Consider the following 23,097-nt stretch of genomic DNA (forward strand, 5'->3'; position numbering starts at 1 on the left):
TTATTCCTCAGCTCGGCAGACGCATCAGCGATGCGCTGTTCTCATCCAACGACTTGGCCTCTTTCATGAGGTTGGCCTGCACCTCGTAGCTGCGCTGGTTCTCGATCATGTCGACCAGCGTCTGGGTCATGTTGACGTTCGACCCTTCGAGCGCGCCCGACTGGACGGTGGCGTCCATGTCCTGCGGCATCGTGCCGCCGCCCTTGACGCGCAGCAGATTGTCGAGACCCTTCACCGTCTGCGTGCCGCGCGTGTCGGCCAGCTTGATGCGGTCGATCACCTGGGGCTGGGTATCGGGCCCGGCGCCCAGCGGAATGATCGACAGCGTGCCGTCGGGGGCGACGGTCATCGAATTATAGGGCGGCACCGTGATCGGGCCGTTCTGGCCGATCACCGGATAGCCGTCGCCGGTCTGCAGCACGCCCGAGGCCGTGACCTCCAGGTCGCCGCGCCGGGTATAGGCTTCCGAACCGTCCGGGGCCTGCACCGCCAGCCAGGCGCTCGACGTCGCGATCGCGACGTCCAGGGCGTTGCCGGTATGCTGGACCGTGCCCGGCGCGCGGTCGGCGTCGGTCACTTCCTCGGCGGTGGGCATCCGCGCCTCGAACGCCGCGCCGCCGCCCTTCAGGTCGATGCGGTCGAACACGACGCGGTCGGCGCGGAACCCGATCGTCGAGGCATTGGCCATGTTGTTGGCGATCGCGGTCTGTGCCGCCATGTGCGCCCGCATGCCCGTCGATGCCGTATAGACCAGCTTGTCCATCGCGGTTCCCCGTTAGCCCCCTGGCGTGCTTAGCTGCGGATGTTGAAGATGGTCTGCGAGATCTGGCTCGACGTATCGAGCGCCTTCGCATTCGCCTGGAAGTCGCGCTGTGCGGCGATCAGGTTGACCAGCTCCTCGGTGATGTCGACGTTCGACCCCTCGATGGTGCTCGACCGGATCGCGCCGTAAGCCCCTTCATTGGCGGTGCCGAACTTGGCGTCGCCCGACTTGCCGGTCGCTTCCCAATAGCTGTTACCTTCCTGGCGCAGGCCCGGCATGTTGACGAAGGTCGCCACCGCCACCTTGCCCAGATTGGCGGTCTCGCCATTGGTGAAGGACGCCGTGACCAGGCCGTTCTCGCCGACCGACACGCCAGAGAGCAGGCCGACCGCCTTGCCGTCCTGGGTGCGCGAGGCGACCGAGAAGATCGAACCCGACTGCGACGACCCGGTATAGTCCAGGGTCAGCGGCTGCGAGATGATCGAGGTGCGCGGGGTGTAGTTGTCGAACTTCACCGGGGCCGACGGCGACTTCAGGTTGCCGCCCGAATCGAAGACCATCTCGATCGGCGCGGTCGAGCCGTTCTGGGTCATCTGCTGATCGTTGACGTAGCTATAGACCTTCCACTTGCTGCTGCCGTCGGCGGGCTGGATCGGCTTGCCGTTCGAATCCGTCGGCAACTGCTCAAGGACATAATAGTTGGTCAGCGTCATGGCATTGCCCGACGTGTCGTAGATCTTGGTCTGGGTCGTGTTGTTGTACGTGCCCATGTTGGTCCGGTCGAACGCGCCGGTCGGCGCGACCGCGGTGCTCGACAGGTTGATGTCCAGCGTCACGCTCTTGGTCGCGACCGGCGTACCGCTGGTCGGCGGCAGTTGCAGGCTGGTCAGGCCGTCATTGCCGAACGAGGTGACGTTGCCGTCCTTGTCGACCGGGAACACCTGCATCCGGTTGCCTTGCGTGTCGGTGACATAGTTGTTGGTGTCGACCTGGAACGAGCCGTTGCGGGTGTATTGCAGCGTGCCGGTCGTCCCGCCCGACTGCACCGTGAAGAAGCCGTCGCCCGAGATGGCGAGGTCCAGCGCGTTGGACGTGCTGGTGTAATTGCCTTCCTTGAACTCCTGCCGGTTGGCCTTGACCACCGTGCCCGAGCCGACCTGCTTGAACGGATCGGTCGAGAAATTGGCCGCCATCACGTCGGCGAATTCGGCGCGGCTCTTCTTGAAGCCGTTGGTGCCGACGTTCGCAAGGTTGTGCGAGATGACCGACATGTCGGTCTGCGAAGCCTGAAGGCCGCTGAGCGAGGTGTAGAAGGACATGGGCTATCTTCCTGGTGCGTAAAGGGGGATCAACCGACCGAGCGGACGGCGGAAAGCTGGACCTGGCCGAGACCGGCGACGGTCAGGACGGGGGAACCGGTGGAGGGCATCGAAACCGACTGGACGGGCGCCCAGACGAGCGAGCGGCTGCCGATCGTCGTGCTGCCGTTCATCGCCGAGACCGAGATGGTGAAGGGCCCCGAACCGGCTTCCTTGCCGTCATCGGTCTTGCCGTCCCAGTCATAGCTGGCGGTGCCGCCGGTCTGCTTGCCGAGCGACAGCGACTTGACCACCGCGCCGCTGGAATCCGCGATCGTCACCGACACGTCCGATGCCGCGCCGTCCAGTTCGACCTGGCCCGCCAGCCCGCCGCTGGTCCGGCCATAGGCGGTGTTGCCCTGGGTCAGCACGGTCTTGCCGACATAGTTCATCGCGTCCGACGGCGTCGTGGCGTTCAGCTTGGTGGCGATCGAGGACAGCGTGCTGTTCATCTCGGAAATGCCCGCGACGCTGGAGAATTGCGCCATCTGGGCAACCATCTGGGTATTGTCCATCGGCGAGAACGGGTCCTGGTTCTTCAACTGCGCGGTGAGCAGCTGGAGGAAGTCGGACTGGCCCAGCGTCGTCTTCTTGGCCGAGGACGAGGCGGCGGTGCCGCTGGTCGTGCTACCGGCGCGCTTGATGCCCAGATTGTCGAGCGTCGAGTCCATCGCGGTGGAGGTCATGATCAGCGGCCCAGCTTGAGGGTATCGAGGATCAGCGACTTGGCGGTCTGCATCACTTCGACATTGTTCTGATAGGTGCGGGCGGTCTCCATCATGTCGACCAGCTCGCGGGTTTCGTCGACCGCCGCCTCGAAGACGTTGCCGTCCTTGTCGGCGACCGGGTTGTTGGGATCGTGGCGCTTGGTGGGGTCTTCGCCCGCCGTCACGATCTTCTCGACATCGACGGTCGACAGGCCGGTCGCGGCGTCGAAGCTGGTGCGGAACACCGGCTTCATCGTCTTGTACGCGGTCTCGACCGACCCGGCGATGCCACCGGCATTGGCCAGGTTCGACGCGGTGGTGTTCATCCGCACCAGCTGCGCCGACATGGCGCGCCCGGCGACCTGGAAGATGGAAAGCGGTCCGTTCGGCATCGCTTATTCGCCCTTCAGCGCGCGGGTGATGGTGGAGATGCGGCCGTTCAGGAACGACAGCGTCGTCTGATACTGGACCGCATTCTCGGCAAAGGCGGTCTGTTCCTGGTTGAGTTCGACCGTGTTGCCGTCGAGCGAGGTCTGGATCGGCACGCGGTACTTCATCGCATCCGCGATGCCCCGGCCCTGATCCTGACCGCCCTCGACCGCGGCGAGCGCCGCCTTGAAGTCGATGTCGCGGGCCTTGAAGCCGGGGGTGGAGGCGTTGGCGATGTTCGACGCCAGGACACCCATGCGCTGCGCCCGCACCTCCAGTGCGGCACCGTGCACGCCGAACAGTGTTTCTGCGGCCATCGTTCAACCTCCTTTCCCACGCGGAACATCGCGATGGCCGGGTTCACGCAATGACCGTGCCAATTGCCTGTGCAGGAGAGGCGGCAGCGCTTCCGGCACGTCGTTCGGCAAGCGGTTGCCGGTTTTTGCCGGTCGGCGGCAATGCGGCGGCAGCGCGCCCTGCTCCATTGGCCGCCCTGCCGGGCCGATGCCGAATTGGCCCGGTCTTTGCGTGGGAGCGCGCATGACCGCACTTCCTCCGCTTCACCAGTTCTTCGATTCCGCCGCGCTCGCCATCGTGCTGGGCGGAACGCTGATCGCAACGCTGCTCCGCACGCCCTGGCGCGATGCCAGGCGCGCGATACGGGCGCTGGCGGTGCTGGCGCGACGCCCCTTTTCGGCCGACCCGCTGGTCGAGCAGATCGCGCATCTCTCGCGCATGGCCAAGCGCCACGGCGTTCTGACGCTCGACCGCTCGGTCATCACCGATCCCGACATGGCCGAGGCGGTCGCCGCGATCGTCGATGGCGAAGCGGCCGAGGCCGTCGCCAACCGCCTGACCATGGCGCGCACCGCGCGGGTCGAGCGGCATGTCGCGGTCGCCGATGCCTGGACCGGCGCGGCCGAGATCGCACCCGCCATGGGCATGGTCGGCACGCTGATCGGTCTGGCCACGATGTTCGCGACGATGAACGATCCGCAGCGGATCGGCGGCGCGATGGCGATCGCCTTGCTCGCCACGCTGTACGGCGCGCTCTTTGCCAATCTGGTCGCCCAGCCGATCGCGATGCGGCTGCGCCGCGCGGCACGGATCGAGGCGTTCGAGCGGACCCGCCTGGTGGCCCCCTTGGCCGCACTGGCCGCGCGCGAGGCGCCGCGCCCGTCGCGCGGGACGAGCCCCGCGGCCAAAGCCGCCCCCAATCTGGTGAGCGTCGCATGACCGAACCCTTCTTCCCCGAGGCGCCACCCACGCGCCCGATCTGGCTGATGACGCTGGCCGACCTGGCATTGCTGCTGGTCGGCTTCCTCGTTCTGGTCCAGGCGACCGGGGCGGAGCGGCGGCCCGCGCTGCTCAACGGGCTGCGCGCGCAGTTCGGCGCGGGCGACCATGCCGATCAGGCGCTGCGCCTGCCCCCTGCCCCGCCCCCGGCCATGCCGGTCGCCGCCGCCTCGCTGAGCTTTGCCGCCGGGTCGGCCGTACCGATCGAACCCGATCCGCTGTTCGGCCCCTGGGCGCGCGAGGCGCTGGCCGATCCGCGCGTCCGTCTGGCGATCGTCGGGTCCACCGATGGCAGCGCCGCCGATGTCGATTCCCTGAGCCATAGTTCGGTCGTGCTGGCCGCCGACCGCGCGCGCGCCGCCGCCGCGCTGATCGGCCCCGCCGCCGCCGACCGCCTGATCCTGTCCACCGCCGGAAAGCCGGGCCCTCGCGTCGCGATGGTCACGCTCGTCTTTGCCGGCGAGCCTTCACGGAGACCCTGATGATGATCCTGTCCCTGCTTCTGGCCGGTGCCGCCGGTTTCCAGGATATCGCCGCGCTCGATGCCGCCGTCACCGCCTTTACCGGCCGCCCGGTCGGCATAGAGGGCGGCCCACGTTCGCCGATCGACAATCGATTGAAGCTGGCCCAGTGCCCCACGGTCGCGCTGTCCTGGCGGACGGAGGCGCATGACGCGGTCGTCATCACCTGTTCCAGCCCGCAATGGCGCATCTTCGTGCCCGTCCTCTCCACCCCCAAGCCCGCCGAACCGCGCGTGGTCGCGGCTGCCGTGGTGAAGGCCGAACCCGTCATCAAACGCGGCGACCCGATCGTGATCGAGGCTGGATCGGACGGATTTTCCATTACAAGAGAAGGGGTTGCCATGGCCGACGCAGCCCCCGGCGCGCACTTTCCGGTGCGCATCGAATCCGCCCGCCAGCCGATCCAGGCGGTGGCCCTCGCCAGCGGTCGCGCCACCCTGCCCGGCTGGTCGGAATGACCATGAAAATCCCGACAGGGAGCGTAAATTCCCGCTAAAGAATACGGGCGCTCGGCCGTTATACCTCATGTCAGCGGAACCAGAGGGTGCGGGCATGGTGGATGTAACAAGGCTGAGTGCCGGGGAAGCGAGGGTCGGGCGGGTCGCCGCCGTGGCGCGTCCCAACGCGCTCGCTGGCACCACCCAGACCGCGCAAGCCCCGGTCAAGGCGAACAACGAGATGAGCGGCGTCAGTAACATGGCCCGCACCTTGGCCGCGCAACCGCCGGTCGATGTGGATCGTGTCGCCCAGATCAAGAAGGCCATCGCCAATGGCGATTTTCCGATCCTGCCGGCGACCATCGCCGACCAGATGATTGCGCTGAAGCTCGATTGGAATGGTAAATGACGCGCCGTGACGCTCTGATCCGGGTCATCGAGGCCCTTCATCGCGAAATCGCGGCACTGAAGGTCAACGACGTCGCCGCGCTGGAACGCGCGACCACCGACAAGCTGGCCGCGATCGAAGAGGTCGCTGCCCTCGGCACCGGCCCTGCGGGCCCCGAACTGCGCGAGTTGGCCGACGAGGCCAATCGCCTGAACGAGACCTGCCGCATCTATGTCAACCTGATGGCGGCCAATGTCCGCCGCCGGTTGCAGACGCTGACCGGGGACTCCGGCATGGGCTATCGCCCCGCCATGCGCGCCTATGCCTGATTGCCGCTTGCCGGGCGGCAACGCGTTGCCGCTTTGCCGGATCGGCAGCGGCAATGGCGGCAGCCCCCCTGGCCATACCTGAAACCCCAGATCGACAAGAGCCCGGTTTTCCGGGCTTTTTTTGTGCCCCGCGCCGATTCATGTCGCACATCTGTCGGCACCGTCAGAAATTGGCACGCCCCTTGCTGTGTAGAGCCCGAACAAAGGCTTTTCTGATACAGCATGACCGTCCAACCCGTCTCCCACGCCAGAATCCAATCGGCCATCGCGCTGGCATCCAGCCGCACGGGCGTCGATTTCGGCTATCTGCTCGGCCAGGCGAAGCTGGAATCCGGCCTGAACGCCAATGCCCGCGCGGGCACCTCCTCGGCCTCGGGACTGTACCAGTTCGTCGAGCAGAGCTGGCTGGCGGTCGTGAAGAAGCACGGCGCCGAACATGGCCTGGGCTGGGCCGCCGATGCGATCGGCCAGTCGGGCGGACGCTATTATGTCTCCGGCGGCGCGCGCTCGGCCGTGATGGGCCTGCGCAACGACCCCACCGCCGCCTCGCTGATGGCGGCCGAACATGCCTCGGACAACAAGGCCGCGCTGGAATCGACGCTGGGCCGCGACGCCAATGGCACCGACCTGTACATGGCGCATTTCCTGGGTCTGGGCGGCGCGACCAAGTTCCTGGGCACCATGGCCAGCAACCCGCAGGCCAGCGGTGCCGCGCTCTTCCCCGCCGCCGCGCGTGCCAACCGTTCGGTCTTCTACGCCTCGAACGGTCAGCCGCGTTCGCTCTCGGACATTTACGACCGCTTTTCCGCCAAGCTGGCCGGAACCCAGGCGGATAGCGACGAGACGCGCGCCGCCAATCTGCAATTCGCCGCCCAGGCCTTTGCCCTGTCCGGCACCAATGGCGAGGCGACCGTCGTCACCGGCAACAATGAAAGCGCCGCCGATGCGATCGCCTGGGCCAACAGCACCATGAACCAGCTGGGCATGCGTGGAAACACCACCGGCGACAGCGTGCTGCGGCCCAAGCCCGATCATGCGCGCCTCGCCTATATGATGCTCGCACGGATGGGTGGCTAAGCGATGGGCAAGCTCTTCTCCAGCGGCCGTACCATGGCCCTGCCCGCCGCGATCCTGCTGCTGGTGCTGGTCATGGTCGTGCCGATCCCGCCGGCGCTGCTCGACATCTTCTTCGTCGCCAACATCGCGATCAGCCTGGCCGTGCTGATGGTCGCGCTGAACGCCGAAAAGCCGCTCGACTTCTCGGCCTTCCCGACCGTCCTCCTGTTCGCGACCCTGTTCCGCCTGGGCCTGAACGTCGCCTCGACCCGCATCGTGCTGGTCCATGGCCATGAGGGCGAGAGCGCGGCGGGTCACGTCATCGAGGCGTTCGGCACCTTCCTGATCGGCGGCGACTATGTCGTGGGCCTCTTCGTCTTCGCGATCCTGATGATCATCAACCTGATCGTCGTGACCAAGGGCGCAGGCCGCGTGTCGGAAGTGTCCGCCCGCTTCACCCTGGACGCGCTGCCCGGCAAGCAGATGGCGATCGACGCCGATCTGAACGCCGGTCTGATCACGCCGGACCAGGCCAAGGCGCGCCGCGTCGAGGTGTCGACCGAGGCCGATTTCTACGGCTCGATGGACGGTTCGTCCAAGTTCGTGAAGGGCGATGCGGTCGCCGCCATGCTGATCCTGGCGGCCAATGTCATCGGCGGCCTGATCCTGGGTCCGGTCAGCCATGGCATGGGCATCGCCGACGCGGCCAAGACCTATATCCTGCTCGCCATCGGCGACGCGCTGGTCGCGCAGTTGCCGTCGCTGATGCTGTCGATCGCCGCCGCCGCCATTGTGACGCGCGTGTCGTCCGACAAGGATCTGGCGGGCCAGATCGGGTCGCAGTTCGGCGCGTCCAAGACCTGGATTCCGGTCGCCGCGATCCTGGGCCTGCTGGGCGTCCTGCCCGGCATGCCGCATCTGGTGCTGCTGCCCGCCGCCGGTATCGCCGGGTTCACCGCCTGGAAGCTGCGCCAGATCGAGAAGCGCCCGGTCCCCGTCCCCCCGCCCCCCGCCGCCGAACCGGTCGATCCGTCGCGCATCGGCTGGGACGAGGTCATCGACGGGATGCAGGTGCATATCGACATCGGCTACGGCCTGGTGCCGCTGGTCGACGAGCGTCGCGGTGCGCCGCTGATGGCCCGCATCACCGGCGTCCGTCGCCAGCTGTCCAAGGATCTCGGCTTCGTCGTGCCGCAAGCCCGCGTCCGCGACGACATCAACCTGGCGCCCTATAGCTATCGCATCCTCATCAACGGCGTCGTCGCCGCCGAGGATCAGGTGTCGCCCGACGAGATGCTGGCGCTCGACACCGGCCAGGCGTTCGGCTCGCTCAGCGGCAAGCCGGTCAAGGACCCGACCTTCGGCCTGCCCGCCACCTGGATTCTGAAGGGCGACGCCGATGCCGCCACCGGCATGGGCTATCTGGTCGTCGATCCGGGCACCGTCATGGCGACGCACCTGAACCACATCCTGTCCTCGAACGCCGCCGAGCTGCTCGGCCCCGACGAGGTCCAGTCGCTGCTCGACGGGCTGAAGGAGCGCGCCGCGCAACTCGCCGCCTCGCTCAGCCCAAACCCCTTGCCGCTCACCACCCTGACCCAGGTTCTCAAGGGCCTTCTTTCGGAGAATATCACCTTGAAGGAGTTCCGCCGCATCGCCAGCGCGATCGCCGTGGCGGCCCAGAAGACGCTCGACGCCGAAGAGATCGTCGAGCTGATCCGGCCGCAGCTGGGCGCGCTCATCATCCAGAAGCTGTGCGGGATGCGCGAACCGCTGCGCGTCATGACGCTGGACGGTCAGCTCGAAGGGCTGCTGGGCCAGGCCATGCGCGCCGACACCGCACGCCGCCATGTGATCGAACCCGATCTGGGCCGTCGCATCACCGAGGCGCTGACCCAAGCCGCCCAGCCGCTGATCGCCGAGGCCAAGCCCTTCGCGCTGGTCGTCCAACCGGGCGTGCGCATCGCGATGCGCAAGCTGGTCCGCACCTGCCTGCCCGACACCCCCGTCCTCTCCTTCTTTGAAGTGCCCGAGGACAAGGCCGTCGAAGTCGTCGCCGTCATCGGCTCTCCCCATCATCACCAGCAACAGGCGTTGGCCGCATGAGCGCACATCCCCTGAGCGGCGCGTTCATGGACGCGCAGAGCTTCAACCCGGTAAATTTCGATCCCGCCCTGGCCAATCCCACGGCCGTCGATCGACCGCTGACCTATCGCCCGGCGCCGCGCCGTGCGGGCGTCCCCGGCGCCGATGCCAATGCGATCATCCGCCAGCATCTGCCGCTGGTCCGCCGGATCGCGTGGCATGTGCATGGGTCGATGTCGAGCATGATCGAGGTCGAGGATCTGGTCCAGGTCGGCCTGGTCGCCCTGGTCGAGGCCGCCGCCTCGTTCGAGGAGCGTGGCGTCGAGTTCGGCCATTATCTGAAGTCGCGCCTGCGCGGCGCGATGATCGACGAGCTTCGGCGTCAGGCGACGACGACGCGCGGCGCGATGCGTCGCCGCCGCCAATATCACGAGGCGGTCAACGCCCTGTCGCAGACCGGGGGTCAAATCCCGGCTGACGAGGCGGTCGCCGAAAAGCTGGGCATCACGGTCGAGCGGCTACGCGCCGACTATAAGACCGCCGAGGCCGTGCGGATGGAGGCGATCGACGATGTCTATTCGGACGATCTGCCCTGGTTCGCCGACGACACGCCCGACGCCTTCGAACAGCTGGCCGAAAGCGACCTGCGCGACGCGCTGATCGCCGCCATCACCGCCCTGCCCGAGCGCGAGGCGATGGTGATCCAGCTTTATTATGTCGAGGAACTCAACCTGGAGGAAATTGGCCAGGTGCTGGGCGTCGGCGCGGCGCGCGTCTGCCAGATCAAGAGCGCGGCCCATGCCCGGTTGAAAAAAGCGCTGGCCAGCCAGCGTTGAATTGATTCCTCCCCTGCAAGGGGAGGTGGCAGGCTGAAGGCCTGACGGAGGGGTGTCGCCCTCTCGATAGCGGGACACCCCTCCACCAGCTTCGCTGGTCCCCCTCCCCTTACAGGGGAGGAATGGGTGGCTTTCCCGATCGCCCCAACTTGCTCTAAGCGCTTCCCCGATTGACCGGGGGAGCCCATGTTCGCACGCCATGAACGCCATCTGATCGCGCGCTATCTGTGGCCGGGTGCGGGCGGGCGGCTGGTGCTGCTCGTCGCGGCGATCGGCTGTACCGGCGTCATGATCGGCGTCGCCGCACTGGTGCTGGTCGTCGCGGTCATGAATGGCGCGCAGACCAAGCTGGCCGACAGCGTCGCGCCGGTCGACGGGCATCTCAGCGTCACCGTGCCCGCAGGCGCCAGGCTGACCGAGGCGCAGGTCGCCGCCGTGATCGCCCGGATTCCCGGCGTCGCGCGTACCGAGCCGATTCGCGAAATCACCGCCGGGCTGTCGATCGACGGCCGGATCACGCCCGTCAAACTCCAGGGCCGCGACCCGCAGACACTCTATAGACTCGTGCCGACGATGCGCTCGGCCCTGGCGCATAGCCCCGACCCGACCAGCGCCGTGGCGATCGGCCAGAATGCCGCGCTGCAACTGGGGCTGTTTCCGGGTGACCGGATCGCGATCGGCCGAGTCCGTGTCGGCCCCGATCAGACCCTGTCGCTCGACCTGACCCCGGCGCGCGTCGCGGCCTTTTACCCGGATGATGACACGAGCAGCGACCAGGTGACGCTGTTCGCCCCACTCGATTCGCTGCCCATTCTGCAGGATAATTCGGTCGTCACCCGCCGGATCGCGGTGGTGCTGACCGCGGCCGATCGGGAAGCGGCGGTGACCGCGGCGATCCGGCGGCAATTGGGGCCGGGCTATCCGATCACCAGTTGGCAACAGGCGAATCGCGCGCTGCTCGCCGCGCTCGTCACTGAAAAGATCGGCATGACGATCGCGGTCGGGCTGGTCACGCTGGTCGCGCTGTTCAACATCCTGTCGTCGATGACCCTGCTCGCGCGGGCCAAGCGGCGCGAGATCGCGATCCTGCGCACGATGGGCGTATCCTCGCGCAGTATCATGCGCATCTTCGCCACGGTGGGGAGCATCATCGCGCTGATCGGGGCGGGGATCGGCCTGTCGCTGGCCGCCGCCCTGCTGACGCAGCGGGCCGCGATCGTCGCGGCCGTGCGCCATCTGTCCCCGGCGCGGCAGGCCGAATGGGACGTGTTCCTGTCATTGCCGATCGGGATTTCGCACACCGAGCTGGCGGTGATCGCCATGAGCGTGCTGGCAGGGGCGGTGCTGGCCAGCCTCTATCCCGCCTGGCGTGCGGGGCGAACCCCGCCTGCCCTGGTGTTGCGCGCCGAGTGAGTCGACGCAAGTAAACCCCGGCGGCATGACTGCCGCCGGGGTTTGTCCTGCGAACCGGTCCGTGAGGATCTCGCGACCGGTCGGCCCCGCCACCCGAGTGGGGGCGCGGTGCCGGGGCGCTCAGGAACCGGGAATTACTGGCCGAGCAGCTTGAGCACGCCCTGCTGCGACTGGTTGGCCTGGCTCAACATCGCGGTCGACGCTTGGCTCAGGATCTGAGCCTTGGCGAGCGCGGTGGTTTCCGCCGAGAAATCGGTGTCCTCGATGCGGCTGCGCGCATCCGTCAGGTTGGTGACGTTCGAGGTCAGGTTGTTGACCGCCGACTGGAGCCGGTTCTGCGTGGCACCGAGGCCTGCACGGGTGTTGGCGACCTTGCCGATGGCTTTATCGAACTTGTCCAGCGTGACGCCCGAAGCAATATCCGCGCTGCTTCCATCCGAGTTGACCGCAACCGCGTTGGTAATGTCGGCATCGGTGGTCAAGTCGCCGAACGTCATCTTGATCGCGTCGTTCACGTTGGCACCAGCCTGAATGGAGACAACGCCGGATGCGCCAGCGGTACCGTCCAACAGCTTCTGGCCGTTAAACTGGGTATTGAACAGGATGTTCGACACCTGATTCGCCAGTGCCTTTTGCTCGGAGGCAATGTTGAGCTTGTCGTTGGTCGAATAGATGCCGTTCAGCTTCTGAACCTGCAGTTCGCGCATCCGCTGGAGCATATTGCTCACTTCGTCCAGCGCACCTTCGGCGGTCTGCGCCATCGAGATGCCGTCATTGGCGTTGCGGATACCCTGGTTCATGCCGCGGACCTGCGAGGTCATCGACGCAGCGATGGCGAGGCCTGCGGCGTCGTCCTTCGCGGAATTGATTCGCTTGCCGGTGGACAGGCGCTGCATCGATACGTTCAGCGCTTCCGATGCGGCGCCGTTGGCGCTCGATGCGCGTAACGCCGAAATATTACTGGCGATAACCGTCATGGTCGTTCTCCAAAGCCGGAGCTCTCCGCCGCCCCCAAGGCGAAGGTCGAGCTGCCAAGACGGGTAACGACCGCTTGGAACCGTGCTTTAGAGAAAAAAGTCAAATGGGCGCATTTTTTCGGGCGGAGCCCCCCGACACCTTATTATAAGGCATCGGGGGGTCCACCTTCCGCGACCGAGGGGAAAACCGCGGTCGGCACTCGCCCAGGGCGATTAGCCGAGGAGCTTCAGCACGCCCTGCTGCGACTGGTTGGCCTGGCTCAGCATCGCGGTGGACGCCTGGCTCAGGATCTGCGCCTTGGCGAGCGCGGTGGTTTCTTCCGAAAAGTCCGTATCCTGAATGCGGCTGCGCGCTTCGGCCAGGTTGGTCATGTTCGAGGTCGCGCTGTTGACCGCCGACTGAAGCCGGTTCTGCACCGCACCCAAGCCTGCACGGATCGACGACACGTCGGCGATCGCATCATCATAGCTGCCCAGAGTATCACCCGACGACTTCAGTGCGGCGGTATCCGCTGCGGCAAAGTCGACGATCACATTCAGCTTCGAACCAACGACGGGCGGACCGGCGCCATAGGTCGCGGTCAGATCGCGCAGGCCGATGCTGACCGTGTCGCTCGTCGTCGCGCCGGTCTGGATCGAAACAGTTGAGGCAGCATTGAAAAGCGCCTTACCGTTGAACTTGGTATTGTTCACCACCGACTTGATCTGCGCGGCCAGCGTCGTCTGCTCGTTGGTGATGTTTGCCTTATCCGCGTCGGAATAGGTGCCGTTCGACGACTGGACCTTCAGTTCGCGCATCCGCTGCAGCATGTTGCTGACTTCGTTCAGCGCACCTTCCGCCGTCTGCGCCATCGAGATGCCGTCATTCGCGTTGCGGATGCCCTGCGCCATGCCCTTGATCTGCGAAGTCATCGAACCGGCGATGGCCAGACCGGCCGCGTCGTCCTTTGCCGAGTTGATGCGCTGGCCGGTCGACAGACGCTCCATCGAGGTGCTGAGCGCCAGCGAGGCCGAGGTCGACGCCGAGGTAGCACGCAAAGCACTGATATTGCTTGCAATAACGGTCATGTGTTGTCTCCAAATCTGCTCGGCGATCCGTCTGTGTCCCCTCTGGACCACCGAGCCGCCAAGTGGAGTAACGGCCGCTTTCCGGCAGGTTTTAGCCGAAGCCATGCAAATTTTTGCCGGAGCGCTTGCCGGTATTGCCGGAACGGTCGCGCGCGCGGCCGGGCGACGCCCGCTCACATACGGGCGCGCGTCGCGCCCGGAAAAAACTTGCCGCTGCCGTTGCCGCATTAACCACGGTTTTACCAAACAAGGCCCATTGCGGAGTCACGAAAGGACTCCACGTCACATGTCGTCGATTCATCCCTCCGCTGCGCTCGTTAAGCAGAAATATGCGCTGATTTCCGGGTTGCGGGCCCAGGGCATGGCCATTGCCGAGCAGGGCGCCGCCCCGCAGGCAGGCGACCTGTTCCTCGTCACCGAGGGCGACGTGATCGAGCATCCGGCGCGCACCGTCGTCGTCACCGACGGCCCGGTCCCCGCCATCATCCCCGCACTGGGTGGCCATCCCGCGACGGTGACCTATTCCTCCGCCGAAGCAGGCGTGGGCAACAGCTTCGTCCGCGCGCTGCTGGCCGGATCGGCCATGCCGACCGCCGCCGACCCGGAGAGCCTGGCGCTCTTCACGCTGGCCGAGCGGGTCGCCCAGTCGGACATCACCGTCCTCATCAACGGCCCGACCGGCACCGGCAAGGAAGTCGTCGCCCGCGCCATCCATGCGCAATCGGCCCGCACCAACAAGCCGTTCGTCGCGATCAACTGTGCGGCCCTGCCCGAATCGATGCTGGAGGCGTTGCTCTTCGGTCACCAGAAGGGCGCGTTCACCGGCGCGGCGCAGGCGGGCGAAGGCTTCTTCCGCGCGGCCGATGGCGGCACGCTGCTCCTCGACGAGATTGCCGAGATGCCGCTCCAGCTCCAGGCCAAGCTGCTCCGCGTGCTGCAGGAGCGCGAGGTGATCCCGCTCGGCGCGTCGATGCCGCAGTCGGTCGATGTCCGCGTCATCGCCTGCGCCAACCGCGATCTTCAGGCCGAAGTGGCGGCGGGCCGGTTCCGCGCCGACTTGTACTATCGCCTGTCGGTCTTCCCGCTGACCACCAAGGCGCTGGCCGAGCGTCGCCTGGACATCCCCGCGCTCGCCGCGACGATGATCCTGCGCCACGCCGCCGGCCGCACCGTCATTCCGTGGCCGAGCGCGATGGCGATCGACAAGCTCGCCAAGCACAACTGGCCCGGCAATGTCCGCGAGCTGGAAAACGTCATCCAGCGCGCGCTGCTCTTTGCCGGTGGCGCGACGATCGAGCCCGAGCATATCGTGTTCGACCGTCCGATGATCGCCAACGACCTGGACGACGAGCCGCTGACCGTGACGACCGCGGAAGCGACGCTCGGCAAGGTCGTGCAGATGAGCGAGTTCGCCGCGATCCGCGAGATGCTGGCAGCCTGCGGCGGCAACCGGGTCGAGACCGCCAAGCGCCTCGGCATTTCGGAGCGCACCCTGCGCTACCGTCTCGCCAAGGCGCGCGAACAGGGTGAAGAGATCATCCGCCCGTCTAGCCGGGCCGTGATGGCATGAGCGTCGGCGGTGTCGGCGGCGCAATGAGCGTCGACCGGGTGATGGCGCTCCGCGCCCAGATCCTGGAACGCAATCAAGCGCTCAAGGCGGCAAGCCAGGCCGGTGCCACCCAAGCGGCACAGGCCGCCCAGACTCAGCCGGTCGCGTCGCCGACCAGCTTTGCCGATACGCTGGAGTCCGCGCTGAAGGGCGTGAACGAAGGCCAGCAGCAGGCCGCCCGCCTGTCCGAATCCTATGAACGTGGTGAAACCGTCGACATCGCGAAAGTGATGATGGCCCGCCAGCAGGCATCGGTCGGGTTCGAGGCGACCTTGCAAGTCCGTAACAAACTCCTGTCCGCCTATAAGGACATCATGAGCATGCCGGTGTAAGATGAGCACTGCCCTCACCCCCGCATCGACCAATCCCGCACCGGCCCTGCCGCCTTTGCCGGAAAAGTTCGCCAACCCGCTTCGCCAGATCAAATCGGTGATGGCACAGCCCGCCGTCCGTCGCTCCGCGCCCATGGCGCTGCTGATCGGACTGGTCGCCGCCGCCGCGCTCGCCTGGATGGCGCTGTCCAGCCCGCCGCAAAAGACGCTGTTCGACAATCTGTCGGACGCGGACAAGCAGGCGGTGACGACCGCGCTGTCGGCCGCGAACATCAAGAGCAAGATCAACGACGGCACCGGCGCGCTGACCGTCAACGAAGAGGATTATTCCAGGGCGCGAATGCTGCTGGCGGGCCAAGGGCTCCCCAAACAGGCACCCGGCGGTTACGCCATCCTCGACCAGTTGCCGATGGGCGTCAGCCGCGCGGTCGAGGGCGAACGCCTTCGCCAGGCGCGCGAGAGCGAACTGGCGCGCTCGATCGAGGAGATCGACGCGGTGGCAGAGGCGCGCGTGCACCTCGCCACGCCCGATGCCTCGCCCTTCATCCGCGACAAGTCCTCGCCCTCCGCCTCGGTGGTGCTGAAGCTCAATGCCGGGCGCTCGCTGTCGGAATCGCAGGTCCAGTCGATCGTCAACCTCGTCGCCTCGTCGGTGCCCGGCATGAAGCCCGAGGACGTGACCGTGGTCGACCAGATGGGCGGCCTGCTGTCCAAAAAGGGTGCCGAGGGCGCGAACGGCGACGATCGCCGCATCGAATTCCAGCGCCGCCTGGAGGAGAAGTACCGCACCCAGCTGATCCAGCTGCTGACCCCGCTGGTCGGCGCGGGCAACTTCACCGCCGAGGTGCAGACCGAGGTCAATCTGGACGAAACCAGCGCGACCCGCGAACGCTATGACAAGGACGGGGCGCTGCGCGCCGAAACCGGCAACTGGACCGGCAACCAGAAGGACCCGACCACCCCCGGCGGCATTCCCGGCGCGCTGTCCAACACGCCGCCGCCCGCCAGCACGCTGCAACAGCCGCAGGCCGCCAATGGTGCGAGCGGTGCGCCGCCCGCCGATGGCAAGCCGGTTGCCGGTGGTCCGGGCCTGAACCCGGAAAAGCAGTCCGACGCCTTCCAGCGCGCCTATGACCTGAACAAGGAAGTGTCGGTGACCCGCGCCGCGCCGGGTTCGATCAAGCGGCTGACCGTCGCCGTCCTGCTGCGCGACCCCGCCACCGGCAAGCGCAGCCAGATGGAGATCACCCAGATTTCCGACCTGGTGAAGTCGGCGGTCGGCTTCGATCAGCAGCGCAACGACAATGTCACCGTCATCAGCCGCAAGTTCGCCGATACAGGCGTCGACGAGAAGCGTGCCTGGTACGACAATAGCTGGCTGCCCATCGTCGCGCGCAATGCGACGGCGCTGGTCATCGCGCTCCTCGTCCTGCTGCTGGGCGTGCGTCCGCTGGTGAAGGCGATGTCGAAGAAGAAGGACGCAGCCGACGCGGCCAAGGCGCTGCCCATGGGGGCCGCCGACGGGGCGGGCGAAGGCGTGGGCAATGTCCTGATGGGCGCGGACGGCCAGCCGGTGATCGGCCCGGACGGCCAGCCCGTGCGGATCGGTGCCGATGGCCAGCCCATGTGGGTCGGCGCGGATGGTCAGCCCATGCCCGGCATGATCGGCAGCCAGGCACCCGCCGTGACGCTCGACGAGATCGAAGACACCAACAATTTCAACGAACGGATCACCAAGGTGCGCGGCTTCACCCGTGACAATCCGGGCCGCGCCGCACTTGCGGTGCGCGACATGATCCGCTCGGAGGCGCAGCAATAATGGCCACCGCCGAAGAGGGGCGCGTCTATTCCGGAGTCGAACGCGCCGCCGTCCTGATGATGCTGGTCGGTGAGGAAGAGGCCGCCGCCATCCTGCAGAAGCTGGACCCGGACGAGGTCCGCGAACTGGGCAAGGCGATGTATTCGATCGCCGATGTCAGCGAGCAGGATGTCGGCTTCGTGCTCGACGATTTCGTCGGCTGCGCCCGCGCCCGCTCCTCGATCGCGTTCCAGCCCAAGCCGATGGTCGAGAATCTGATGAACCGCGCGCTCGGTCCCGAACGTGCCGGCAGCGTGCTGTCGCGTATCGTGCCCACCGAGGCGCAGTGCGAGATCGAGATGCTCGGCTGGCTCGACCCTTCCGACATCGCCAAGATCGTCGAGAAGGAACATCCGCAGATCGGCGCGGTCCTGATCGCCAATTGCGATCCCGCCGTTGCAGGCAAGGTGCTGGAATCGCTGCCCGATGCGATGCAGCCCGACATCCTGCACCGTGTCGCCCGGCTGGGTCCGGTGACGCCGCAGGCGATCGAGACGCTGAACGGCGTGCTCAAGCGCTGGAGCGAAGGCGGCAGCAGCGGCCAGGGTCTGGCGATGGGCGGTTCGCGCGAGGCGGCCAAGATCCTGTCGAGCGCCCGCAAGGCGACCGAGCAGCGGGTCATGCCCAAGCTGTTCAAGATCGACCGCGACGTCGCCAAGCAGATCGAGGAAGCGCTGTTCATCTTCGACAATCTGCTCGACATGGACGACAAGAATCTCGGCACGCTCATCCGCAATGTCGATGGCGAAGTCCTCACCCGCGCGCTCAAGGGCGCGGAAGAGAGCGCACGCGAACGCTTCCTGGGCTGCATGTCGGCGCGTGCGGCGGCCGGTATCCGCGACGAGATCGAATCGCGCGGCCCCATGAAGCTGTCCGAAGTGCTCGAAGCGCAGAAGGCGATGATCACCACCGCCCGCAACCTCGCCAAGGAAGGCACCATCATGATGGGCGGAGGCGAGGACGATTATGTCTGATTTCGTCGCTGGCTTCTCCGCCCGGCAGAACGCCGCAGCGGCAGCACTGCAACAGGCCTTTGCGCCGCCGGGTGGCTTTGCGCCATCGGGCGTGCCGGGTCTCAATATCGACCTGGGATCGGGGCCGATCTCGTTTCGCCCCCAGGCGCCGACCGGCGGCCTGGGCGCGACGGCGGCCGACGACGCCGCACCCGGCCACCCACGTCATTTCCACCCCGCAAGCCGCGATCACGATCCGACCCAGGGCTGGGACCCCTTTGCCGCGTGCGAGGATGTCGCCGAACCGGCGGTCGATCCGATCACCGCCGCGCACGCCTCCGGCCATGCCGAGGGCTATGCCGAAGGGCTGGCTGCGGCCGCCCGGCAGTTCCAGGCACAGGCCGAGGCCGAAGCGCGCGACGGCCAGATGGTCACGTCGATCACCGAGGCCCTGTCCGCGCGTATCGATCGCCAGGCGATGGCCGAACAGCTACGCCAGACCGTGCTGATGCTGGTCGGCAAGCTGGTGGGCGAGATCGGCGTCGATGCCGATCGGCTGACCGGCCGGATCGAGGCGGCGATCGACCTGCTGTCCGATGCCAAGGAAGCCGCGATGCTGCGCGTCCATCCGGACGATGTCGCGCTGCTGACCGAGCGCCTGCCGCAAACCGTCTTCCCCGTCGGCGATCCGAATGTGGAGCGCGGCGGCTTCGTCCTCGAAAGCGCCTCGACCATCATCGAGGACGGTCCCTCGCTGTGGCTCGACCAGCTCGCCGCCGCGATCGACAAGGTGCCCGTTCCCCAATGCTGAACCGTTTCACGACCGATTATCTGGAAACGCTGGCCCAGGCGGATTTCGCGCCGCGTCCCATGGTGGCGGGGCGGCTCGCCTCCTATGACGGTCTGCTCATGGAGGCCGTCGGCCTGTCGCTGCCGGTCGGCACGGTCTGCGCGATCGGAGAAAAGGACGGCCACTGCGTCGAGGCCGAGGTGATCGGTTTCCGCAACGGCCGCACGCTGATGATGAATCTGGGCGGCCCTGCCCCCCTGCTCCCGCGCGCGCCGGTGCGCCCGCTTGGCCCTCCGGGTGAGGCGGAAGTGGGCGAGGCCATGCTCGGCCGCGTGGTCGACGGTTCGGGCAAGCCGATCGACGGCCTCGGCCCCATCCGCGGTGCGAGCCACTGGCCGCTGGCGGGCAAGATGCAGTCGCCGCTCGACCGGGGTCGTGTGCTGGAGCCGCTCGATGTCGGCGTGCGCGCGATCAACGGGCTTCTCACCATCGGCCAGGGCCAGCGCGTCGGCATCATGGCGGGGTCGGGCGTCGGCAAGTCGGTGCTGCTGGGCATGATGGTCCGCGCGGCACGCGCCGATGTCATCGTCATCGGCCTGATCGGCGAGCGTAGTCGCGAAGTCGCCGACTTCCTGGAAACCAAGGTCGCGGGCGCGGCGCGGGCACGCTCGGTCGTGGTCGCGGTGCCCGCCAACCACTCGCCGGTGCTGCGTATCCGCGGGGCCTTGCGCGCCACCGCCATTGCCGAAGCGTTCCGCGCCGAGGGCAAGAAGGTCCTGCTCATCATGGATTCGCTGACCCGCGTGGCCCATGCAGGGCGCGAGATCGGGCTGGCGCTGGGTGAACCAGCCTCGGCGCGCGGCTATCCGCCGTCCGCCATCGCGATGCTGCCCAATCTGATCGAGCGGGCGGGTGCCGATGCACATGGGACCGGATCGATCACCGCCATCTATACGGTGCTGGCGGACGGCGACGACGGCAATGATCCGGTGGTCGACTCGGCGCGCTCGATCCTGGACGGGCATATCGTGCTCAACCGCCATCTGGCCGAGCGCGGCGTCTATCCGGCGATCGACATCGGCCCCTCGGTCAGCCGCGTGATGACCGACATTGTCGGCCGCCCGCATGCGCAGGCGGCGCGGACGCTGCGCCGTCATTTGGCGACCTATGAGGAGAATCGCGATCTCGTCCTGATGGGCGCGTATCGCGCGGGCGCGGATGCCGCGATCGACGCCGCCATCGCCTGCCACCCGGCGGTGATGGAATATATCCGGCAGGACGCCGACGAGGTCGTGCCGCTCGACAATGCGGTCGAGGAACTGGTGGGCATTTTCGGTCAGCCGCTGGGCTGACCCGTTCCAAGGGGGGACATGAATGGCATCCCGGCAACAGACGATGCTGGCCCGGCTTCACCGGGTCCGCACGTTGCAACTCAATTTGACCCTGGCCGAGGAAGCGCGCGCGCAGGAGCGTGTCGCGACCGAGCACCAGCTGTCCCAACGCATCGGCCAGCTGATCGAGGCGGTGTCGCCGACCCCGGCGGCGACCGCATCGGCGGCGTCGCTGATGGCGAATGCGCATTTCCGCCACCGGCTGCTCGAATCGGCCGATGCCGCGACCGCGCGCGTCCACGCCGCCGAGCAGCGTGCCGCCCAGGCGAACGAACAGACCAAGTCCGCCAAGCGCGACCAGACCGCCGTCGAAAAGCTGATCGACCGCGCGCGGATCGCCGCGATCCGCGCGGAAATGCGCGCGCTGGAGGATATGCCGGCCAGCGGCGGTGGTCGGCGCAATCGGCACGATCCTTGCTGACAGACGTGTCATGATGTCTTCCATCTCCTCGACCACGCCCTCCGGCACCGCCTCTGCCCGCTCGGCAGCAGGGGCCGGCGCGGGCGATCCCATGGCCTCCGCCTTCGCGATGCTCTTCGCCATGATGCCGGGCGCGGCGGATACGACCGCCACGGGCACCGGCGATGGCCAGTCCAAGACGAAGGACGACGGCGCGGGCGAGGACGGCAGCACGACGGAAAAGGACGGCAAGGAGTTGCCGAGCGATGCCGTCGCCTTGCCGGGGATGCCGTTCGCGATTCCGACCCTGCCGCTTGCCCAGCCCGAACCCGTTGCGGCACCGGTCACGACGACGGGCGCGTCGGCCGCACCGATCACCACGCTTCTGGCGGCAATGCCGACCCTGCCCGACGCTCGCACGTCCGCAACAACCAGCTCCGCGACCCTGACGACGACGGCCACGCCCGATTCGACGAAGGGGACGATGCCGGTCCCGCCCGCCATGACGGCTGCGACCACTGGCGACACGGGTTCGGACGTTCCACTGGCCATCCCCGCCGCTGCGCAAGCCACCACGACCGCTCGCGACACCAGCACGGCCGTCCCGCTCGCCAGCCGCGCCGACGCATCCGCATCGACGACGCCGGTCGACACCGCACCCGTCACCCTGTCATCCGATGGCGCAGCGTCCGCACCGAGGCGGCAGGACATACCCAGCCGCTTTACCGCGACGAGCGCGTCCGCGCCGGTCGTCGCGCCCCTGCCCGCCGAGGCCCCTGCCCCGACGATGCAGCCAGGCCAGACCGCATCCGCCGCCCAGCTGTTCGGCCTTTCGCTGCGCAGCGAGCAGAGCGGCGGCGACTCACGCACGGATCGCCGCAAGGACGAGGCCGCGCTGTCGGTCGATCCCGCGACGCTGACCCGCGCCGATTCGCTGACCGCGATGCCGGTGACCGCGACATCGGGGGCGGAGCAGGCCCCGCTCGACATGACGCAGGCGCATTGGCCGCAAGACATGATCGACCGGATCGACCGGATGCGCGAAGACGCCGCCACCGCCGATACCCGCATCCAGCTGTCGCCCGACGCGCTCGGCGGCATTGCGGTGAAGGTCAGCCAGGAAGGCGGCACGACCCATATCCACTTCACCGCCGATCAGGCGCAGACCGCGACCATGCTCGCCGATGCCCAGCCGACGCTGGCGCGTCTGGCCGAGGACAAGGGCATGCGGCTGGGCCAGACGGCGGTCGATCTGGGCCAGTCCGGCGCGGGCGGCGATCGACAGGCGCCACCGCGCCGCCCCGATCCCGTGCTGCCCACCCGCCCGGCTTTCAACAGCACCACCGCTTCCAGCGACGCCGGAGATTCCGCCGCCGCCTCCACCCGAATCGCCTGAGGATTGAACCATGAGTGACGCGAAGGAAACCGACGAAAAGGCGCCCAAGAAGAAGGGCAAGCTGGGCAAGATCATCGTGATGGTGGTCGGCGTGCTCGTCCTGCTGGGCGGGGGCGTGGGGGCCGGGCTGTATGCGGCCAATTCCGGCCTGATCGGCGGCGGCCATGCCAAGGAAGACAATGGCGAGGCCGAGGCCGAGGCCAAGCATCCCGGCCCCAAGCTGGTCCCGAAGTCCGAGCAGAAGCGCGCCGGTGCCGAGGGTGAAGGCGGCGAAGGCGGCCATGGCGGCGGCGAAGGTGGCGGCGAGGGCGGTCACGGCGAAGGCGGCGGTGAAGCCAAGGAAAACAAGGGCATGCCGACCCCGGTGGGCGATGGCGGCGAACGCTATGCGTCCAACTATTATGAGCTGCCCAAGGACTTCACCTCGAACATGCGCGACTCGGTGCATATCATCCAGGTGGGGCTGGCCGTTTCGACCCCCTATGACGACACGGTCATCAACAATCTGAAGACCAACGACCTGGCGGTCCGCTCGGCGATCCTGATGACGCTGGGCGACGCCAACGAGGAGATGGTCTTCTCCAGCGAGGGCAAGCGCCAGCTGCAACGCAAGCTGGTCGACTCGATCAACGAGATTTTGCGGCAAAAGGAGGGTTTCGGGGGCATCGCTAACGTCTACTTTACCAATTTCGTTGTTCAGTGAGG

The 23,097-nt window shown here is 67.2% G+C and carries 25 protein-coding genes; 18 read left to right on the top strand and 7 right to left on the bottom strand.

The features are described 5' to 3' along the window. Positions 1-7 precede the first annotated feature (7 nt). From U1H82_RS09505 to U1H82_RS09525, 5 genes are read right to left on the bottom strand one after another with little or no spacing between them, the layout of a single operon-like run. Entirely contained in the window at positions 8-763 is a 756-nt protein-coding gene (locus U1H82_RS09505) for a flagellar basal-body rod protein FlgF (protein ID WP_322964685.1), read from the bottom strand. A gap of 29 nt (positions 764-792) precedes the next feature. After that, positions 793-2,082, bottom strand: coding sequence for a flagellar hook protein FlgE (locus tag U1H82_RS09510; RefSeq protein WP_322964686.1), 1,290 nt, complete (start codon positions 2,080-2,082; stop codon positions 793-795). A 29-nt stretch (positions 2,083-2,111) separates the two neighbouring features. Then, entirely contained in the window at positions 2,112-2,807 is a 696-nt protein-coding gene (locus U1H82_RS09515; RefSeq protein ID WP_322964687.1) for a flagellar hook assembly protein FlgD, read from the bottom strand. 2 nt (positions 2,808-2,809) lie between these two features. Beyond that, complete coding sequence (flgC, locus tag U1H82_RS09520) at positions 2,810-3,220, bottom strand: flagellar basal body rod protein FlgC (RefSeq protein WP_322964688.1); 411 nt, start codon at positions 3,218-3,220, stop codon at positions 2,810-2,812. 3 nt (positions 3,221-3,223) lie between these two features. Next, positions 3,224-3,574, bottom strand: a complete 351-nt coding sequence (locus U1H82_RS09525) for a flagellar basal body rod protein FlgB (protein ID WP_322964689.1) — start codon at positions 3,572-3,574, stop codon at positions 3,224-3,226. A 223-nt stretch (positions 3,575-3,797) separates the two neighbouring features. On the opposite strand from U1H82_RS09525, the gene U1H82_RS09530 reads away from it, so the two are divergent. The 9 genes from U1H82_RS09530 (at position 3,798) to U1H82_RS09570 (ending at position 11,618) form a co-directional block, all read left to right on the top strand. Beyond that, a complete protein-coding gene (locus tag U1H82_RS09530) occupies positions 3,798-4,493 on the top strand; it encodes a motility protein A (RefSeq protein WP_322964690.1) in 696 nt (231 codons plus the stop codon). Further along, entirely contained in the window at positions 4,490-5,035 is a 546-nt protein-coding gene (locus U1H82_RS09535; RefSeq protein WP_322964691.1) for a hypothetical protein, read from the top strand. The genes U1H82_RS09530 and U1H82_RS09535 overlap by 4 nt, the downstream gene beginning before the upstream one ends. Next, positions 5,035-5,532, top strand: coding sequence for a flagella basal body P-ring formation protein FlgA (locus tag U1H82_RS09540; RefSeq protein WP_322964692.1), 498 nt, complete (start codon positions 5,035-5,037; stop codon positions 5,530-5,532). The genes U1H82_RS09535 and U1H82_RS09540 overlap by 1 nt, the downstream gene beginning before the upstream one ends. 151 nt (positions 5,533-5,683) lie before the next feature. Beyond that, positions 5,684-5,920 (top strand): flagellar biosynthesis anti-sigma factor FlgM, encoded by a 237-nt coding sequence (flgM, locus tag U1H82_RS09545; RefSeq protein WP_322964693.1) that lies wholly within the window; start codon positions 5,684-5,686, stop codon positions 5,918-5,920. Further along, positions 5,917-6,228 (top strand): flagellar protein FlgN, encoded by a 312-nt coding sequence (locus U1H82_RS09550; protein ID WP_322964694.1) that lies wholly within the window; start codon positions 5,917-5,919, stop codon positions 6,226-6,228. The genes flgM and U1H82_RS09550 overlap by 4 nt, the downstream gene beginning before the upstream one ends. A 222-nt stretch (positions 6,229-6,450) precedes the next feature. Further along, positions 6,451-7,305, top strand: a complete 855-nt coding sequence (locus U1H82_RS09555) for a lytic transglycosylase domain-containing protein (RefSeq protein WP_322964695.1) — start codon at positions 6,451-6,453, stop codon at positions 7,303-7,305. 3 nt (positions 7,306-7,308) lie between these two features. Further along, positions 7,309-9,390, top strand: a complete 2,082-nt coding sequence (gene flhA, locus U1H82_RS09560; protein ID WP_322964696.1) for a flagellar biosynthesis protein FlhA — start codon at positions 7,309-7,311, stop codon at positions 9,388-9,390. After that, positions 9,387-10,205, top strand: coding sequence for a sigma-70 family RNA polymerase sigma factor (locus U1H82_RS09565; protein WP_322964697.1), 819 nt, complete (start codon positions 9,387-9,389; stop codon positions 10,203-10,205). The genes flhA and U1H82_RS09565 overlap by 4 nt, the downstream gene beginning before the upstream one ends. 186 nt (positions 10,206-10,391) lie before the next feature. After that, positions 10,392-11,618 carry an ABC transporter permease gene (locus tag U1H82_RS09570; RefSeq protein WP_322964698.1) on the top strand — a complete coding sequence of 409 codons (1,227 nt, stop codon included), beginning with the start codon at positions 10,392-10,394 and terminating at the stop codon, positions 11,616-11,618. 134 nt (positions 11,619-11,752) lie between these two features. Here U1H82_RS09570 and U1H82_RS09575 read toward each other — a convergent pair whose 3' ends face one another. Together U1H82_RS09575 and U1H82_RS09580 are read right to left on the bottom strand one after the other, a co-directional pair. Continuing rightward, positions 11,753-12,595, bottom strand: a complete 843-nt coding sequence (locus U1H82_RS09575; protein WP_322964699.1) for a flagellin N-terminal helical domain-containing protein — start codon at positions 12,593-12,595, stop codon at positions 11,753-11,755. A 213-nt stretch (positions 12,596-12,808) separates the two neighbouring features. Beyond that, the gene (locus U1H82_RS09580; protein ID WP_322964700.1) at positions 12,809-13,663 is read right to left on the bottom strand and encodes a flagellin N-terminal helical domain-containing protein; all 855 of its coding nucleotides are present in this window, start codon (positions 13,661-13,663) and stop codon (positions 12,809-12,811) included. A gap of 286 nt (positions 13,664-13,949) precedes the next feature. On the opposite strand from U1H82_RS09580, the gene U1H82_RS09585 reads away from it, so the two are divergent. From U1H82_RS09585 to U1H82_RS09625, 9 genes are read left to right on the top strand one after another with little or no spacing between them, the layout of a single operon-like run. Next, the gene (locus tag U1H82_RS09585) at positions 13,950-15,233 is read left to right on the top strand and encodes a sigma-54 interaction domain-containing protein (RefSeq protein ID WP_322964701.1); all 1,284 of its coding nucleotides are present in this window, start codon (positions 13,950-13,952) and stop codon (positions 15,231-15,233) included. Beyond that, positions 15,230-15,604 carry a flagellar hook-basal body complex protein FliE gene (gene fliE, locus U1H82_RS09590; protein ID WP_322964702.1) on the top strand — a complete coding sequence of 125 codons (375 nt, stop codon included), beginning with the start codon at positions 15,230-15,232 and terminating at the stop codon, positions 15,602-15,604. Before U1H82_RS09585 ends, fliE begins: the two co-directional genes overlap by 4 nt. Position 15,605: 1 nt before the next feature. Beyond that, a complete protein-coding gene (fliF, locus tag U1H82_RS09595; protein ID WP_322964703.1) occupies positions 15,606-17,423 on the top strand; it encodes a flagellar basal-body MS-ring/collar protein FliF in 1,818 nt (605 codons plus the stop codon). Continuing rightward, positions 17,423-18,436 (top strand): flagellar motor switch protein FliG, encoded by a 1,014-nt coding sequence (fliG, locus tag U1H82_RS09600; RefSeq protein WP_322964704.1) that lies wholly within the window; start codon positions 17,423-17,425, stop codon positions 18,434-18,436. The genes fliF and fliG overlap by 1 nt, the downstream gene beginning before the upstream one ends. Beyond that, positions 18,429-19,226: a FliH/SctL family protein gene (locus tag U1H82_RS09605; protein ID WP_322964705.1), complete on the top strand. Its 798-nt coding sequence runs from the start codon at positions 18,429-18,431 to the stop codon at positions 19,224-19,226. Before fliG ends, U1H82_RS09605 begins: the two co-directional genes overlap by 8 nt. Continuing rightward, positions 19,220-20,557 carry a FliI/YscN family ATPase gene (locus tag U1H82_RS09610; RefSeq protein WP_322964706.1) on the top strand — a complete coding sequence of 446 codons (1,338 nt, stop codon included), beginning with the start codon at positions 19,220-19,222 and terminating at the stop codon, positions 20,555-20,557. The genes U1H82_RS09605 and U1H82_RS09610 overlap by 7 nt, the downstream gene beginning before the upstream one ends. Before the next feature lie 22 nt (positions 20,558-20,579). After that, positions 20,580-21,017, top strand: coding sequence for a hypothetical protein (locus U1H82_RS09615; protein ID WP_322964707.1), 438 nt, complete (start codon positions 20,580-20,582; stop codon positions 21,015-21,017). Between the two features lie 10 nt (positions 21,018-21,027). Then, entirely contained in the window at positions 21,028-22,392 is a 1,365-nt protein-coding gene (locus tag U1H82_RS09620) for a flagellar hook-length control protein FliK (protein WP_322964708.1), read from the top strand. 10 nt (positions 22,393-22,402) lie between these two features. Continuing rightward, complete coding sequence (locus U1H82_RS09625; protein ID WP_322964709.1) at positions 22,403-23,095, top strand: flagellar basal body-associated FliL family protein; 693 nt, start codon at positions 22,403-22,405, stop codon at positions 23,093-23,095. Positions 23,096-23,097 lie beyond the last annotated feature (2 nt).

Origin of the sequence: Sphingomonas fuzhouensis (genome assembly GCF_034659795.1) — a bacterium.
Taxonomy (GTDB): domain Bacteria; phylum Pseudomonadota; class Alphaproteobacteria; order Sphingomonadales; family Sphingomonadaceae; genus Sphingomonas; species Sphingomonas fuzhouensis.